Genomic DNA, 15,712 nt, shown 5'->3' on the forward strand with positions numbered 1-15,712 from the left:
GACCTAAGTTATTTTTAACCTACGGCATCATTATTATATTTATTTTATTTATTGAAATTGTTCTGTCATTAAAACTCTCTGTAAAACTTACTTTTAAAAGCTTATTAAGTTTTGGCATTTGCTTAGTTATTTTTAACACTCTATATTATTTTATTACCCAAGATAATAATCCAGACTCAAGATTTTATAGGACCTCTTTGCTAAGCAGCAATATTACTTTTTTCATTAAAAATCAAGAGGCTAATTTCTCTAGCCTCCTAGGTGGTGATCTATTAATACCAACTTCCTATAAACAAGCGACAAAACCTTGGAGCGAAGCACTTAAAGACCAAAAATTGCTCAACAAAAAACTCTTATTAATTGTTGTGGAGTCATGGGGACAACCATTAAACTCAAATATTCAAGAAGATATCTTAAAGAACGTTAAAGAAAAATTTAATGAACTAGAGTTCTTTCACCAAGGATCAATGCCTTTTAGAGGATTCACGGTAGAAGGGGAGCTTCGAGAGCTTTGCCAGCTCCACCCAGAAACGGTTGATCTTTATCAAATAAAAACAGGCTTTCAAAATTGCTTACCTCACCAATTAAACAGCCTTGGCTATCAAACCACTTCCTTTCACGGAGGAGGAAGTACTATTTATGGGCGTAAAGAGTGGTATCCTAAAGCAGGTTTTAAAAAGGACCTTTTTCAAGAAGACTTCAAGCTTCCCAACAAGTGTATTGCTTTTGATGGTGCCTGTGATTGGGATATTATTCCTTTTATCAAACAATCATTTACTCAAGATAAAAAATTATTTAACTACTGGTTAACATTAACTTCTCATTACAGTTACTACACTAAAGACATCCATAATACTCGATTTAATTGTAAAACACATAATCTCTCCGATGGCGATGCTTGCCATAATTTTATGCTCCAAACTCAGTTATTTGATGATATAGCTGCCCTTATTAGTTCACCTGAAATGCATGGTGTTGAGGTGATTATCGTAGGAGATCATCCGCCCCCACTCTTTAAAGCTGATGAAATTGCTCTATTTAAAACAAAACAAATGAGTGATGCTAGCGTTGGCTGGGTACACTTTAAAATAAAAGACTAACAGAACTATTATGAAAATTTATTTTCTAATAGTTCCATAGACATAGCTATATCATATCGTCTAAACTGCACGTAATCCTCTATCCATCAATATGTATGCATTTTACGCATAATGCATACATTATTTGCATATTATAAAAATAATTTTATAATATGTCTCCTTTATTAATAAATAACACTATTAAATAAAGCTCTCTAAATAACAATATCTATATTAACCATGGGATTAGCTGACAGGAACTACTATGAATACAGGTTTATACTCTCCAGAGCAGTTTAAAGATAACTGTGGATTCGGCCTGATCGCTCACATGACAGGTGAAGCGAGTCACCATCTTTTAGCAACAGCTATCGAAGCACTAACCTGTATGACTCACCGCGGTGGTATCAACGCTGATGGAAAAACAGGCGATGGTTGTGGTTTACTTCTACAAAAACCAGACTCCTTTCTAAGAACAATAGCCAAAGAACAATTTCAAGCTGAACTACCTGTACAATATGCAGTAGGCATGCTGTTCTTAAGTAATAATGAAGAATTAGCTAATAAAGAACGAGAGCAAATCAACCAACAAATTGTAGCCAATGGCTTAAAACTAATCGGTTGGCGAGAAGTCCCTACGGACGCTTCAGTATTAGGCCCATTAGCCTTAGAAAGACTACCCCGTATTGAACAAGTCTTTATGACTGGTGATGGTCTATCAGACCAAGCTTTCGCAGTTAAATTATTCTTTATTCGCCGCCGCGCAGAGATAGCACTTAAAGATCACTCAGATTTTTATGTCTGTAGCTTATCGGGAAAAAATATTATTTACAAAGGCCTGATGATGCCTGCGGATATTGCACAGTTCTATCCTGACCTGAATGACGATCGCATGACAACAGCTATTTGTGTATTCCACCAACGGTTCTCTACCAATACACTGCCAAGGTGGCGCCTTGCCCAACCCTTTCGCTTTTTAGCCCACAATGGTGAAATCAACACCATCACAGGAAATCGCAATTGGGCATTAGCACGTCGTAAAAACTTTACTAACCCCCTACTCTCTAACTTAGAAGAATTAGACCCGCTTATTGATAGCACTGGATCTGACTCTGCTAGCATGGATAATATGCTAGAGTTATTAGTCACTGGTGGTATGGATATCTTCCGTGCATTAAGGATGATGATTCCGCCAGCATGGCAAAACGTTGAAACCATTGATGCTGACTTACGTGCCTTCTATGAATTCAACTCCATTCATATGGAACCTTGGGATGGCCCCGCCGGCGTAGTACTTACGGATGGGCGCCATGCAGTCTGCCTGTTAGATAGAAATGGCTTACGTCCTGCTCGCTGGGTAACCACCAAAAATGGCTATATCACATTAGCGTCTGAAGTGGGAGTTTGGAATTATGATCAAAAAGATGTTATCGCCAAAGGTCGTGTTGGTCCAGGGCAAATATTAGCAGTGGATACTCATACGGGAGAAATGCTAAATACCCAAGCGATTGATGACAAGCTAAAAGTTAGACACCCTTATAAACAATGGCTAAAACAAAATGCTTTACGTATTCAAGCCACACTAAATGATAGCCTACAAGGCGAAGCTCGCTACGAAGGTGAGCAACTCGCTCAATACATGAAAATGTTCCAAGTAACGTTTGAAGAGCGCGATCAAGTATTACGCCCTTTAGCAGAACAAGGGCAAGAAGCCGTAGGTTCTATGGGTGATGATACTCCAATGGCCGTGCTTTCGGGCCGTGTCCGCTCCGTTTATGACTACTTCCGCCAACAATTTGCACAAGTTACGAACCCGCCTATTGACCCATTACGAGAAGAAGTCGTAATGTCGTTAGAAACCTGTTTAGGGCCAGAATACAATATCTACGATGAAGCACCTGAACATGCTAATCGCGCTATTTTAACCAGCCCTATTATTTCACCCGCTAAATGGCAGACAATTCTTAATATGCAACGTGAGGGTTTCGCTAAAGAGATAATAGATCTTAACTATGATGCTAATATTGGTTTAGAAGCTGCAATAAAACAAATTGTTGAACAAGCGGAAACCGCTGTAAAAAATGGCAAAAGCCAACTTATCTTAACTGACCGTAACATTGCGCCTAACAAACTACCAATTCATGCAGCCTTGGCTGTTGGTGCTGTTCAACACCACCTTATTGAAACTGGCCTACGTTGTGACTGTAACATCCTCGTAGAAACTGCAACTGCACGCGACCCACATCAATTTGCGGTATTGGTAGGTTTTGGTGCAAGCGTTATCTACCCTTATTTAGCTTACGAAGTATTGGCTGATTTAGTGCGTAATGGTGACATTGATGGGGATGTGTACGAGATATTTAAATACTATCGTAAAGGCATTTCTAAAGGACTTAAAAAAATCCTTTCTAAAATGGGTATTTCTACTATTTCCTCTTACCGGGGAGCACAACTTTTTGAAGCTATAGGCTTAGCATCAGAAGTAACTAATCTCTGTTTTCGAGGAGTCCCTAGTCGTATCGAGGGTGCTCGTTTTAAAGACCTAGAAGCAGAACAAACATTGCTTGCTAAAGAAGCATGGGACAATAGAAAAACGATCCAAACGGGTGGCCTGTTAAAGTTTATTCACAACGGTGAATACCATGCCTACAATCCTGATGTTGTACAACTCCTTCAGGAGGCTGTACAAACCAGTAACTATGCGAAATTTAAAGAATATACCCATGCAGTAGATACCCGTCCTGTTGCCATGATTCGTGATTTATTCCATGTAAAGACAGCGGATCATGCCTTAGCTTTAGACGAGGTAGAACCTATCGAGTCTATTCTAAAACGCTTTGACTCCGCGGGTATTTCACTTGGCGCGTTATCGCCAGAAGCGCACGAAGCATTAGCCGAAGCCATGAATCGCCTTGGGGCACGCTCTAACTCAGGGGAAGGCGGTGAAGATCCTGCACGTTATGGCACCATCAAAATGTCAAAAATCAAACAGGTGGCTACAGGTCGTTTCGGTGTAACACCTGAGTACCTTGTTAATGCTGAAGTACTACAGATCAAAGTAGCTCAAGGCGCCAAACCTGGCGAAGGAGGACAATTGCCAGGGGGGAAAGTTAATGGCTTAATTGCTCGCTTACGTTATGCCGTCCCTGGGGTTACACTTATTTCTCCGCCACCCCATCATGACATTTACTCGATTGAAGACTTAGCTCAGCTTATCTTTGACTTAAAACAAGTAAACCCAAGCGCACTAGTCTCTGTCAAATTAGTTGCAGAGGCTGGTGTCGGTACAATTGCAGCGGGGGTTGCAAAAGCTTACGCTGACCTCATTACGATTTCAGGTTATGATGGTGGTACGGGAGCATCACCCATTTCTTCTATCAAATACGCAGGTGCTCCATGGGAGCTTGGCCTTGCCGAAACCCATCAAACGTTAAGGGGTAATGACCTACGTGACAGAGTAAGGGTTCAAACGGATGGAGGTTTAAAAACTGGGCTTGATGTTATTAAAGCCGCTATCTTAGGGGCTGAAAGCTTTGGTTTTGGAACAGCGCCTATGATTGCATTAGGCTGTAAATACTTACGTATTTGCCACCTTAATAACTGTGCTACAGGTGTTGCAACTCAAAACAATATTCTTCGCCAAGAACACTTTATCGGCACAGTAGAAATGATTACTAACTTCTTCAAATTTATTGCTGAAGACACCCGTGAATGGCTCGCTAAATTAGGCTTTTCAAGCCTATCTGAGATTATCGGACGCACGGATCTATTAGAAGTGCTTCCCGGAGAAACCGATAAACAAACCAATTTAGACCTTTCCCCTTTACTCGCCAACAAAGAAATCAAAGATAAACCTCAATTCTGTGAAGTAGAGAACAACCCACCCTTCGACAAGGGCGAACTCGCAGAAAGAATGGTTGAAATGGCCATGCCTGCGATTATCTCCTTATCTGGTGGTGAGTTTGAACTAAATATCGGAAACTGTAATCGCTCTATCGGCGCAAGGGTTTCCGGAGAAATCGCCAAAATTCACGGCAATCAAGGCATGTCTCAAAACCCTATCGTTTTCAGATTCAATGGAACAGCAGGGCAAAGCTTTGGAGTTTGGAATGCAGGAGGCTTACACCTACACTTAACAGGTGATGCCAACGACTATGTAGGAAAAGGCATGACAGGTGGTAAGATTGTCGTCACCCCTCCCAAAGAAAGCACATTCAAAACACAAGAATCTGCCATTGTTGGTAATACTTGCCTTTATGGTGCAACCGGTGGAAAGCTTTTTATCGCAGGAACAGCAGGCGAGCGTTTCGGTGTGAGAAACTCAGGTGCACATGCCGTCGTTGAAGGAACAGGAGACCACTGCTGCGAATACATGACCGGCGGCTTTATATGTGTACTAGGAAAAACAGGCTACAACTTCGGCTCAGGGATGACCGGTGGTTTTGCTTATGTTCTCGATCTAGACCGCACCTTCGTTGACTTAGTCAATCATGATCTTGTCGAAATTCAGCGAATTAGTAAAGAAACCATGGAAGCTTATCGTAATCATTTACAAACCGTGCTCGATGAGTATGTTGTAGAAACAGACAGCGCTTGGGGTAAAGAAATTGCTGATAACCTTGATGATTATATCCGTAGTTTCTGGTTAGTTAAGCCTAAAGCTGCTAATTTGAAAATGTTATTGAGCAGTACACAGGCTAACCCACAATAAAAAATATCAGAGAGATAATCTTATTATCTCTCTTAATAATGATTCCGCTTGATGGCGATGAGGTTGTAAATGAGTGAACATACACACAATAATTTCCAGTTTCTGGATGTTGAACGCAAAGAACCTAAAAGAAAAGTTTTAAGTAAGCGTAAAAAAGAATTTATTGAAATTTATAATGTTTTTGAGAAAGACCGTGCCATGGAGCAAGCGGAGCGCTGCTTAGCCTGTGGCAACCCCTACTGCGAGTGGAAATGTCCCGTTCATAACTACATTCCCAACTGGTTAAAACTTATTACAGAAGGGCGTATTTTTGAAGCTGCTGAACTCTCGCACCAAACCAATAGTTTACCAGAGGTTTGTGGCCGTGTTTGCCCACAAGACCGTTTATGTGAGGGCTCTTGCACCTTAAACCAAACGGGGTTTGGCGCCGTTACCATTGGTAATGTCGAAAAATATATCAGCGAAACAGCCTTTGCAATGGGATGGAAACCCAATATAACGCACATAAAACCTACTGGTAAAAAAGTGGCTATCATTGGTGCAGGCCCCGCTGGGCTAGCTTGTGCAGATGTGTTAGTTCGCAATGGCGTTACACCTGTCGTTTTTGATAAGCGACCTGAAATTGGTGGTCTACTCACGTTTGGGATTCCAGAATTTAAACTAGAAAAAACAGTCATGACACGTCGTCGCGAAATCTTTACTGAAATGGGCGTAAGATTCCAGCTCAATACCGACATTGGTAAAGATATTTCTATACAACAACTGCTTGAAGAATATGATGCTGTCTTTATGGGAATGGGTACCTATAACTATATGCAAGGTGGCTTCCCAGGAGAAGACCTACCTGGTGTCTATGATGCACTCGACTTCTTAATCGCCAATGTGAATCATAACTTAGGGTTTGAAAAATCAGCTGATGACTTTATTTCTATGCGAGGTAAACGAGTAGTCGTTCTAGGTGGTGGTGACACGGCAATGGATTGTACTAGAACATCTATTCGCCAAGGAGCTAAGTCTGTTTCCTGTGCTTATCGCCGTGATGCGGAAAATATGCCGGGCTCTCGCAAAGAAGTCAAAAATGCTAAAGAGGAAGGGGTTAAGTTTTTATTTAACCGCCAGCCTATCGAGGTCATCGGCAACGGTAAGGTTGAAGGGGTTAAAGTCATCGAAACCCAACTGGGTGAGCCTGATGCCAGAGGCCGCCGTTCACCAGTACCGATTGAGGGCTCAGAAGAAGTGCTACCAGCTGATGCGGTTGTAATTGCTTTCGGCTTTCGTCCAAGTCCTGCCTCTTGGTTTGAAGATTACCAAATCAAAACAGATGCCAGCGGACGTGTTATCGCTCCTGCTAAAGGCCCCTATGCTTACCAGACCAATAACCCTAAAATATTTGCTGGTGGTGATATGGTCAGAGGTTCTGATCTAGTTGTTACTGCTATTGCAGAAGGTAGAAGCGCGGCTGAAGGGATTATTAACTTCTTAGCTATTTAAACGCCATAAACTAGGGGCAATGAATTGCCCTTAGTTACTTCCCCTGTAACTTTTGCCAAAAACTAGGCAAAAATATCTCTTGAACTAATACATTGACTTCATTATTAATAAAACTTGACCTACGTGCCCATAAATTAGGATATTGTTGATTAGTGGGCAACAAACTCATAGGATAATGAGCCACCTCTAATGGTGTTCGTTTAAAGCTATCGTCCGAAAATAAAATTGCCCCCAAGGGCTTGCTACCAATATTATTTAAATTATAGTGGGTATGATTTAAGTTGATTTCTAATGCAACAGTCCTCGCATAAACCCATGCTTCATTAGCACCATACAGCAATACCTCCCGTACCCAGCATTGTTTCTCTGAGGTAATGCCTAACTTTTGGTACTCATCCTCTCTAGCCAATTGTCGAGACGCCGACAAGACCTCAACAGAAAACTGATTATTGCTTAATTGTGTCAATCTGTGGGTTAATGAAGCGCCATTAAACAGCCAGTCTCTCTCAAGTCTAGTTATTTTATGCTGTAGCAAAACTTCAGCTGACCAATCAATATTTAATGCTGTCTTTTTCATCAATCATTATTTATATTACACAAAATGATTAAGACTATATTATAAAAAGAAAATAAAAGCATCTAAACTTATTGTATTAATAAATTGTCCAATAACATAATTTCATTTAACCATTTTAATTATAATATTTAGGAGTGAACATTATGCCATTATTTCAAATGACCAAACCTAATACGCGCCAGTATGGTGTTGCTATATTGGTTGGCATCATAGGGGGACTACTCTCTGCTTTCGTAAAATCAGGAACAGAAGGCATTCTTCCTCCACGAGCACCGGGGGTAACACCACCGCCCGTAGAATTATTACAAGAGCTTGGGCTGAATATTCAACACATGGTTTACACTTACTCAGACCAAATTATTAATTGGGGTGGTAACGGCATACACATTGTATTCTCTATCATGTTTGGGATCTTCTATTGTGTTATTGCTGAAGTGTTTCCAAAAGTAAAACTAGGTCAAGGTCTCGCCTTCGCCTTATTAGTAGCGATTGCATTTCACGGTATTTGTCTACCTGTTCTAAACCTTTCGCCAGCAGTATGGAATCTTTCATTTGATGAAATATTCTCTGAACTCATTGGTACTTGCTTATGGATGTGGACTATTGAAATTGTACGTAGAGATTTAAGAAATAGAATCACTAAAAAACCTGACCCAGAATTTCAACCATAATACCCTTCTTGCCTTACTGCTAAGCAGTAAGGCTTTAAATCTGCAATATCTCTAGTCAACCCAAAGAATATTCATCTCTGCTATTATTAATTCTACTCAATACAGTATAAAATAATGTTAATTTAAAATTTATATCATTCATTGAGGTAATCCGCATCATGCGTCAAATGATATCGCAAACCAAGCGCTGGGTTATAAAGATAGGCAGTTCACTACTCACTGCCGATGGCAAAGGGTTAGATCCAGAAGCAATGTCTAGCTGGGTAAAACAAATGGTTACTTTGCGTGAAGCGGGCATTGAGCTTATTTTAGTCTCATCTGGTGCTATTGCAGCAGGTATGAGTAAATTAAACTGGGATACTCGCCCCAAAGAAATGCATAAATTACAGGCTGCTGCGGCTGTTGGGCAAATGATATTAGTGCAGGCATGGGAAAATTGTTTTGATCAGTTTAATTGCCAAGCCGCACAAATTTTATTAACGCACGAAGATCTTTCTGACCGCCAGCGTTATTTAAATGCTCGCACCACATTAAGAACACTGGTTGAGCTCAATATAATCCCTGTGATTAATGAAAATGATACCGTTACCACGGATGAGATCCAGTTTGGTGATAACGATACACTTGCAGCCTTAGTTGCCAACTTAGTAGAAGCTGATTTATTAGTTATTTTGACTGATCGAGATGGAATGTTTGATGCTGACCCTCGTACAAATCCTAATGCACAATTAATTACTGAAACAAAAGCCAGCGATAGCTCTTTGGATAAAATTGCAGGCGGTGCTGGTAGTTTAGGCCGCGGTGGTATGCAAACCAAATTAAGGGCGGCGCGCTTTGCTGCAAGATCAGGAACCAATACAATTATTGTGGGGGGTAAAATCCCCAACGTCATTACAAAACTTCAACACGGTGAAAAACTTGGAACGCTGCTTGTACCAGATCATACACCTATCGCAGCACGCAAGCAGTGGCTAGCCGGTCAATTACAAGTGAGGGGCAAAATAACGCTAGATGATGGCGCAGTAAAAGCGTTACTCACAAGGCATAAAAGCTTGTTACCCGTTGGTGTAAGACAAGTAACAGGGGATTTTAGTCGAGGTGAAATTGTCAGCTGTATAAATAACAAGGGAGATGAAATTGCTAGAGGGCTTGTTAACTATAGCGCTAATGAAGCACGTCAAATTATGGGGTTAGCTTCTGACGAAATAGAGAGAACATTAGGCTTTCTTAATGAGCCTGAACTCATTCATAAAGATAATCTTATTATTCATGAGCTACTTGCTTAATAGAGGCTGCATTTATAAATATTTGTGTAAGTTTTGAGAAGGGCAATCCTCTAATAATGAAGCCATTGCTCCATAGCGTGGAATAGAAAGTCTGGGGGCAATTTCCGCTAATGGTATTAACACAAAAGAACGTAATGCCAATTGTGAATGAGGGACAGTTAAACGATCTGTATTAATTTGTTTTTTCCCATACAAAATTATATCTAAATCTAAGGTTCTTGCTCCCCATTTTTCTTTACGTTCTCTACCGTGAGAGTTTTCAATACGTTGTAAATGATCTAACAAACACTCTGGTGTTAACGCAGTCTCTAAACAAGCAACCGCATTAATGTATTGAGGCTGCCCATCCAAAAGTGAGTCACTGCAATAAATTGAAGATTGTTTAACTAAAGTTGACTCAGGTAAATAAGCAAGTTCTCGAAGCGCTTCTTTAACCTGCTCAACAGGATTTTCTAAATTACTACCTAATCCTATATAAACAATCTCTCTAGTCACTTTATATCTCTACTTTTTTTACTTTAGGCTTATAACGATACTTTCTTTTTGTGGTTTTTTTATTCCCCGAAAGATCTTGCATCATAACTCGCCGGTGCTGATCATCTAATTGCTGATATTTTGTCCACCACGCGCCCAATCCTCCCGTATCCTCCCCCACTGACTCTCTTAATAATAAGAAATCATAACCAGCCCTAAAGCGTGGATGTGATAGTAAAAGATCGGCTTTCTTACCTTGTCGCTTAGCTAAACGAATCTGAGCTTCCCAAATTTCACGCATAGGGATACCAAATCGTTTCGGAATAGTCGTGTATTTACTTTGTTCAAAAATCAACTCATTTGCTACTTCTTGTAACTCCAGTAAATTAGGCAGTTTTTCGAGCCATGATGATTGACCTAATCTTTGCTGCAATACAGGCCATAAGAATGTCGCATAAAGAAAGGCTGGATTTACAGTTTTACCAGAATTTAAACGATCATCTGTATTAGACAATGCCTGTCTAATAAATTTTTCAGCTTGAGGTGAGGTACTTAATACCTCCCCTATTTTCGGAAATAGAATTTTAAATAAATTGTATTGGCAAAGTAATTCAAAGACTCTTAATGCTTTACCTGATAAAAATAATTTTAAGACCTCATCAAATAATCTAGCAGCAGGCACATCGGCCAAAAGGTAAGACAGGTGATAAATAGGCGCCTCTGATAATGGCTCCACACAAAAATCAAGCTTAGCCGCAAATCTCACTACCCTGAGCATTCGTACAGGGTCTTCTTGATAGCGTTGTGTAGGATCACCAATAACTGCCAATGTCTTATTTTTAATGTCTTTTAATCCACCAATAGGATCTAATAATTTTTTCTTAGTGACATCATAATAAAAAGCATTAATTGTAAAATCTCGACGATAGGCATCCTGATCCATTGAACCATAGACATTATCTCGTAAAATACGGCCTGAGCTGTGTTGCACACTTTCATTATCAGCTCTAGCTTGCTCATGAGGACCCCGAAAGGTTGCAACCTCTATCGTTTCTCGCCCCCAAAAGACATGAACTAACTTAAACCGACGACCAATAATACGCGAGTTACGAATTACTTTTTTTACTTGCTCAGGCGTTGCATTAGTAGCCACATCGAAATCTTTAGGCTGGATATTTAATAATAAGTCACGGATACACCCGCCTACTAAATATGCTTCATAACCAGCTTTTTGTAATTTTTTTATGGTATCTATTGCATTGTTGCTGATGAATTTTTGCTCTAATACATAATTTTGTTTAGATTCAGATTTTGTATCAGAGCGTTTAAATAAATTATCCACAGTCCTAAATATTTTTTTTAACATAAATGATTAATTTTCTACTTTATTAATAAATTTAGTCAATTAAACGTATAACAAAGCCCTTAATATAAATTATTTATCAAAGCATTTTAGATGATAAACCTCAAATTACTTTTCAACGTTTTAAAGAGAATGAATCTCATCACGAACAGTCTGATACAATCACACAAATTAACTTTCAACGATTATAACAATACCCCATACAAATATATATAAATTTGCACAAACTAAAGTGCCATTTCTTATGGTCCTATTCATTTGAATTCGCCTTTTTTTGACTTATATCATACATTCTATTCTGATAAATGCTTAAATAGTGATATAAATTAGAGGAAATATCATGCGGCGCGATCCAATTACTTTATTTGATAATGGTACCCATAAGTGTGTGTGTTTTGATAGTCTGGTCACAGGGGGTGGCGTACAATCTAACCAATTTGTCATTATTGACAATGACCAAACAATATTGCTTGATCCCGGTGGAGATCTAACTTATACAACCTTAACCCTAGAAATTGCCAAACATCTATCACTTAAAAGCTTGACCTATATTTTTGCTTCACACCAAGATCCTGATATTGTAGCATCTCTTGATAAATGGCTGTTACATACGAATGCTAAAGTTATTTGTTCAGCATTATGGGCAAGGTTCTTACCTCACTTAGTTGCAACTTATTTGTCTAACTCCCACGGTGTCAAAACCTATGAGAGGATTATTCAATTACCTGATCCAGGCGATTTCATAAAACTGGGCAATTGTAAACTAATGGCTATTCCCGCACACTTTTTACACTCTGAAGGTAACTTCCAAATTTATGATCCTGTCAGTAAAATTTTGTTTTCAGGAGATTTAGGCGCATCGATTGTTGACGATGCAAATCCTGTGACAAACTTTGAAGAGCATCTGCCCAATATGCTTGGTTTTCATCAACGTTATATGATAAGTAATAAAATTAATCGTTACTGGGCAAACATGATTCGTGGCTTAGACATAGAAATGATGGTTCCACAACATGGTAGGCCATTCAAAGGGAAACAAATGGTGAATCAGTTCATCAATTGGTTTGAAAATCTACACTGCGGCGTTGACTTAATGACGCAACAAAACTATACATTACCCATCGGTTAAAAAGTCCGTTAATATAAAAAACTGCAATAATGCAGCTTTTTATATTAATGTTTATGGTTACGCATATTCCGCAACTGTTTTTCCAATAGCTCAGAGTAAGGTTCAATAACACGCTCAATACAAAAAGTATCTGGCGGATTAGCAAGCCCACGGGTCTTAGCAATTTCAACAACACCAATATCACTAGCAATAGACTGATCAATCAATAATAAATTACGACTATAGACTGCCAATGCTTGTACTACTTTCACTGTTTCATTCTCTAACAGCTCTTTTTGAGTCAGGCCTAATAGTTGAGTTCCTTGAGCCAACGCTATTTGTAATAACAAAGTAATATTAGTATCTGCTAATTCAATTTGCAACTCATGGCTTAGACCTCGCATTAGCTCACCACAACAAATCGAATGGGATAAATAACTATCAGCGTCAACGCCGCGCCCATGAAATAAAATAAGGCTACTACCATCACTGAGTGTATGAATTTCACCACGGTACAAACGAACTGTTTGATCTAAACAATCACGGTAACGTTGCAAGAGACTAATTAGCCTATCTTTAGGTAATAATTTTAACTTATCTTGCCCACCTAGGCGTATACATAATACTGCAGTTTTAATCGTTGGCTGAACATTCGACAATACTCTACTATTCGGATTTCCTTCTGACTCAACGCCTTCCCCATCAATTCCTGCAAGATTTGATGAAGTATACTTAACAATATCATCAAAGAAAGAAGGATCAAACTCAATTTCCAATAGTTCACCCTCTTGCTTATTAGGTGTTACTTTTTCTTCTTCATCGTTTTTCAGTTCTGTCTCAGGTTCAACTGGAATAAACTGCGCATAATAAGCATCAATATCCTCAGCAGAAATAAGCGAAGACTGAAGCTCTAAGGCTAAATCGCCAATTTCATCACCACGATTTATCGAGGGTACTGGCATCACAGGATAGCGAACCCATTCTTTTAGTTGAATTAACGGTAAGACTATTTTACGCCCAAATAAGAAAATAATAATTAACACCACAAAGAGCAAAACACCTGCAATGATAATTGCTCGTTCAACACTTAATGTCCATGGTAATTGAAACTGCTGATGATTTAGGCGTAAGTGTAACTCTAGCTTCTCTCGATTAGGCAAGTTGAGCCCTTCTACATACAAATCGTCTTTATTTAAATGAGTAAATTGTTTTAAACCTGCTCGATACAAGGCTACTCCTTGCATGTTATAGACACCAACATCGAGCACTAAAGGATTTTTTGCCAATGACCCTAATAAGATATTAAGTCCTAACTTATCATCAACAGCCAGCAACTCTGAAGCGCGCTCTGCTGTTTGCATCAACAAACTTTGCCCAACAGCGTCTGCTTGCTGGCGCATTGATAACTTAAGCTGTTCATTAATTAACCATGCATAAACACCAAATGCAATTGCCAAACACAATAAACATTTGACAACCAAACTAATAACAAGCGACACACGTTTTGCTCGTACTACTTGGCTAGAAGCTAAAAAAGGATTATCCTTTTTAGCTAAATCGGAAGTTTTCACAGATTTAACTCATTTAAAAGAAACAATGCATTAGTATAACGAGCGTTTTTTTAGGGGGAAAGCCCTTAGGCGCGTTAAAATAGTAAAATTTACATATTATCTTTTGGAGATAGCAGGTTGCGTGAAATTATTTTAATTAATATTACGGGGGAAGATCGCCCTGGACTTACTTCTTCCATCACGGGTGTACTTGCTTCTGGCGGAGCCCAGATTTTAGATATTGGTCAAGCAGTTATACACAATACCTTATCATTTGGTATCTTAGTTGAGCTGCCTAAAAACAGTGATACTAATGTGTTAAAAGATGTCCTATTTTGCGCCTACAAGCTTAACCAGCAAGTACGCTTTACCCCAATATCTGAAAACGACTACACTGAATGGGTAGCAGGACAAGGAAAACCGCGTCATATCGTCACATTATTAACACGCAAAGTAACCGCCGAACAACTCTATAAAGTCAGTACAATTACAGCCGCACACCAACTTAATATCGATCAGATCGATCGTTTATCAGGGAGAATTCCTTTAGGAACATCACCAAACCATAGCAAAGGGTGTATTGAGTTCTCTGTTCGAGGAGAGCCCGCTGACACTACGGCGTTAAAAGCAGAGTTTTTACAAGTTGGTGCCGAACTTGGTGTCGATATCGCTTTCCAACAAGACAGTATTTATCGCCGTAATCGTCGTCTTGCAGTATTTGATATGGATTCAACTTTAATAGAGGCTGAAGTCATTGATGAGTTAGCAAAGGCAGCAGGTGTTGGTAAGCAAGTAGCTGCCATTACTGAGCAAGCCATGCAAGGTGAAATTGATTTCAAAGAAAGCTTTAAAAGAAGACTATCCTTACTAAAAGGACTGCCTGAAACAGTTCTAGAAAAAATTGCTAATGAACTTCCTTTAACAGAAGGGGCTGAAAGTTTATTTGCTGAACTAAAAAAACTAGGTTATAGAACAGCTATTCTATCTGGTGGCTTTACTTATTTTGCAAAAAGGTTACAACAACAGCTTAAAATTGATTATGTGTATGCCAATGAGTTAGAAATTGTTGATGGTAAACTCACAGGTATCGCCATAGAGCCCATTGTCGATGCAAAACGAAAAGCTGATTTATTAAAAGAACTTGCTATTAAAGAAGGCATTAGTCTTGAACAAACGATTGCTGTTGGCGATGGTGCCAACGACTTACCCATGCTAGGTATTGCAGGGCTCGGGGTAGCCTTTAGGGCAAAACCCGTTGTTAAACAATCTGCCAAACAAGCCATCTCCGCTTTAGGCCTAGATGGTATTTTATATTTACTTGGCTATCGTGATAGAGAAACCCAAGAAATATCAACTGATTAAATAAACTGATAGGTTGTTTAACAATACCGTTGTAAAATAC

11 protein-coding genes are annotated in these 15,712 nt (G+C 39.3%); 7 read left to right on the forward strand and 4 right to left on the reverse strand.

Features of this window, described 5'->3' with window-relative positions:
- Positions 1–197: 197 nt before the first annotated feature.
- The 3 genes from DM558_RS11430 (at position 198) to DM558_RS11440 (ending at position 7,281) form a co-directional block, all read left to right on the forward strand.
- Positions 198–1,100, forward strand: a complete 903-nt coding sequence (locus DM558_RS11430; RefSeq protein ID WP_127164122.1) for a sulfatase-like hydrolase/transferase — start codon at positions 198–200, stop codon at positions 1,098–1,100.
- Positions 1,101–1,344: 244 nt separating this feature from the next.
- Positions 1,345–5,790 carry a glutamate synthase large subunit gene (gene gltB / locus DM558_RS11435; RefSeq protein ID WP_127164123.1) on the forward strand — a complete coding sequence of 1,482 codons (4,446 nt, stop codon included), beginning with the start codon at positions 1,345–1,347 and terminating at the stop codon, positions 5,788–5,790.
- A 69-nt stretch (positions 5,791–5,859) separates the two neighbouring features.
- Positions 5,860–7,281, forward strand: coding sequence for an FAD-dependent oxidoreductase (locus DM558_RS11440; protein ID WP_127164124.1), 1,422 nt, complete (start codon positions 5,860–5,862; stop codon positions 7,279–7,281).
- 34 nt (positions 7,282–7,315) lie between these two features.
- Here DM558_RS11440 and DM558_RS11445 read toward each other — a convergent pair whose 3' ends face one another.
- Positions 7,316–7,858 carry a chorismate--pyruvate lyase family protein gene (locus DM558_RS11445; RefSeq protein ID WP_127164125.1) on the reverse strand — a complete coding sequence of 181 codons (543 nt, stop codon included), beginning with the start codon at positions 7,856–7,858 and terminating at the stop codon, positions 7,316–7,318.
- A 143-nt stretch (positions 7,859–8,001) separates the two neighbouring features.
- On the opposite strand from DM558_RS11445, the gene DM558_RS11450 reads away from it, so the two are divergent.
- Positions 8,002–8,529, forward strand: coding sequence for a YagU family protein (locus DM558_RS11450; protein WP_127164126.1), 528 nt, complete (start codon positions 8,002–8,004; stop codon positions 8,527–8,529).
- 158 nt (positions 8,530–8,687) lie between these two features.
- Complete coding sequence (gene proB, locus DM558_RS11455) at positions 8,688–9,815, forward strand: glutamate 5-kinase (protein WP_127164127.1); 1,128 nt, start codon at positions 8,688–8,690, stop codon at positions 9,813–9,815.
- A 12-nt stretch (positions 9,816–9,827) separates the two neighbouring features.
- Here the strand turns inward: proB and folK are convergent, their stop codons facing one another.
- Both folK and pcnB read right to left on the reverse strand, forming a co-directional pair.
- On the reverse strand, positions 9,828–10,310 hold the full coding sequence (gene folK, locus DM558_RS11460; protein ID WP_127164128.1) for a 2-amino-4-hydroxy-6-hydroxymethyldihydropteridine diphosphokinase: 483 nt from the start codon (positions 10,308–10,310) through the stop codon (positions 9,828–9,830).
- A 1-nt stretch (position 10,311) separates the two neighbouring features.
- A complete protein-coding gene (gene pcnB / locus DM558_RS11465) occupies positions 10,312–11,655 on the reverse strand; it encodes a polynucleotide adenylyltransferase PcnB (RefSeq protein ID WP_127164129.1) in 1,344 nt (447 codons plus the stop codon).
- A gap of 337 nt (positions 11,656–11,992) precedes the next feature.
- Here pcnB and DM558_RS11470 point away from each other — a divergent pair, with 337 nt between their 5' ends.
- Entirely contained in the window at positions 11,993–12,781 is a 789-nt protein-coding gene (locus DM558_RS11470; RefSeq protein ID WP_127164130.1) for an oxygen-binding di-iron domain-containing protein, read from the forward strand.
- A 44-nt stretch (positions 12,782–12,825) separates the two neighbouring features.
- On the opposite strand, the gene DM558_RS11475 is transcribed toward DM558_RS11470, so the two are convergent.
- Positions 12,826–14,331, reverse strand: coding sequence for a histidine kinase (locus DM558_RS11475; RefSeq protein ID WP_127164131.1), 1,506 nt, complete (start codon positions 14,329–14,331; stop codon positions 12,826–12,828).
- A gap of 117 nt (positions 14,332–14,448) precedes the next feature.
- Here DM558_RS11475 and serB point away from each other — a divergent pair, with 117 nt between their 5' ends.
- Positions 14,449–15,672 carry a phosphoserine phosphatase SerB gene (gene serB, locus DM558_RS11480; protein ID WP_127164132.1) on the forward strand — a complete coding sequence of 408 codons (1,224 nt, stop codon included), beginning with the start codon at positions 14,449–14,451 and terminating at the stop codon, positions 15,670–15,672.
- The last annotated feature ends 40 nt before the right edge of the window (positions 15,673–15,712 follow it).

Source organism: Entomomonas moraniae (assembly GCF_003991975.1).
Taxonomy (GTDB): Bacteria; Pseudomonadota; Gammaproteobacteria; order Pseudomonadales; family Pseudomonadaceae; genus Entomomonas; species Entomomonas moraniae.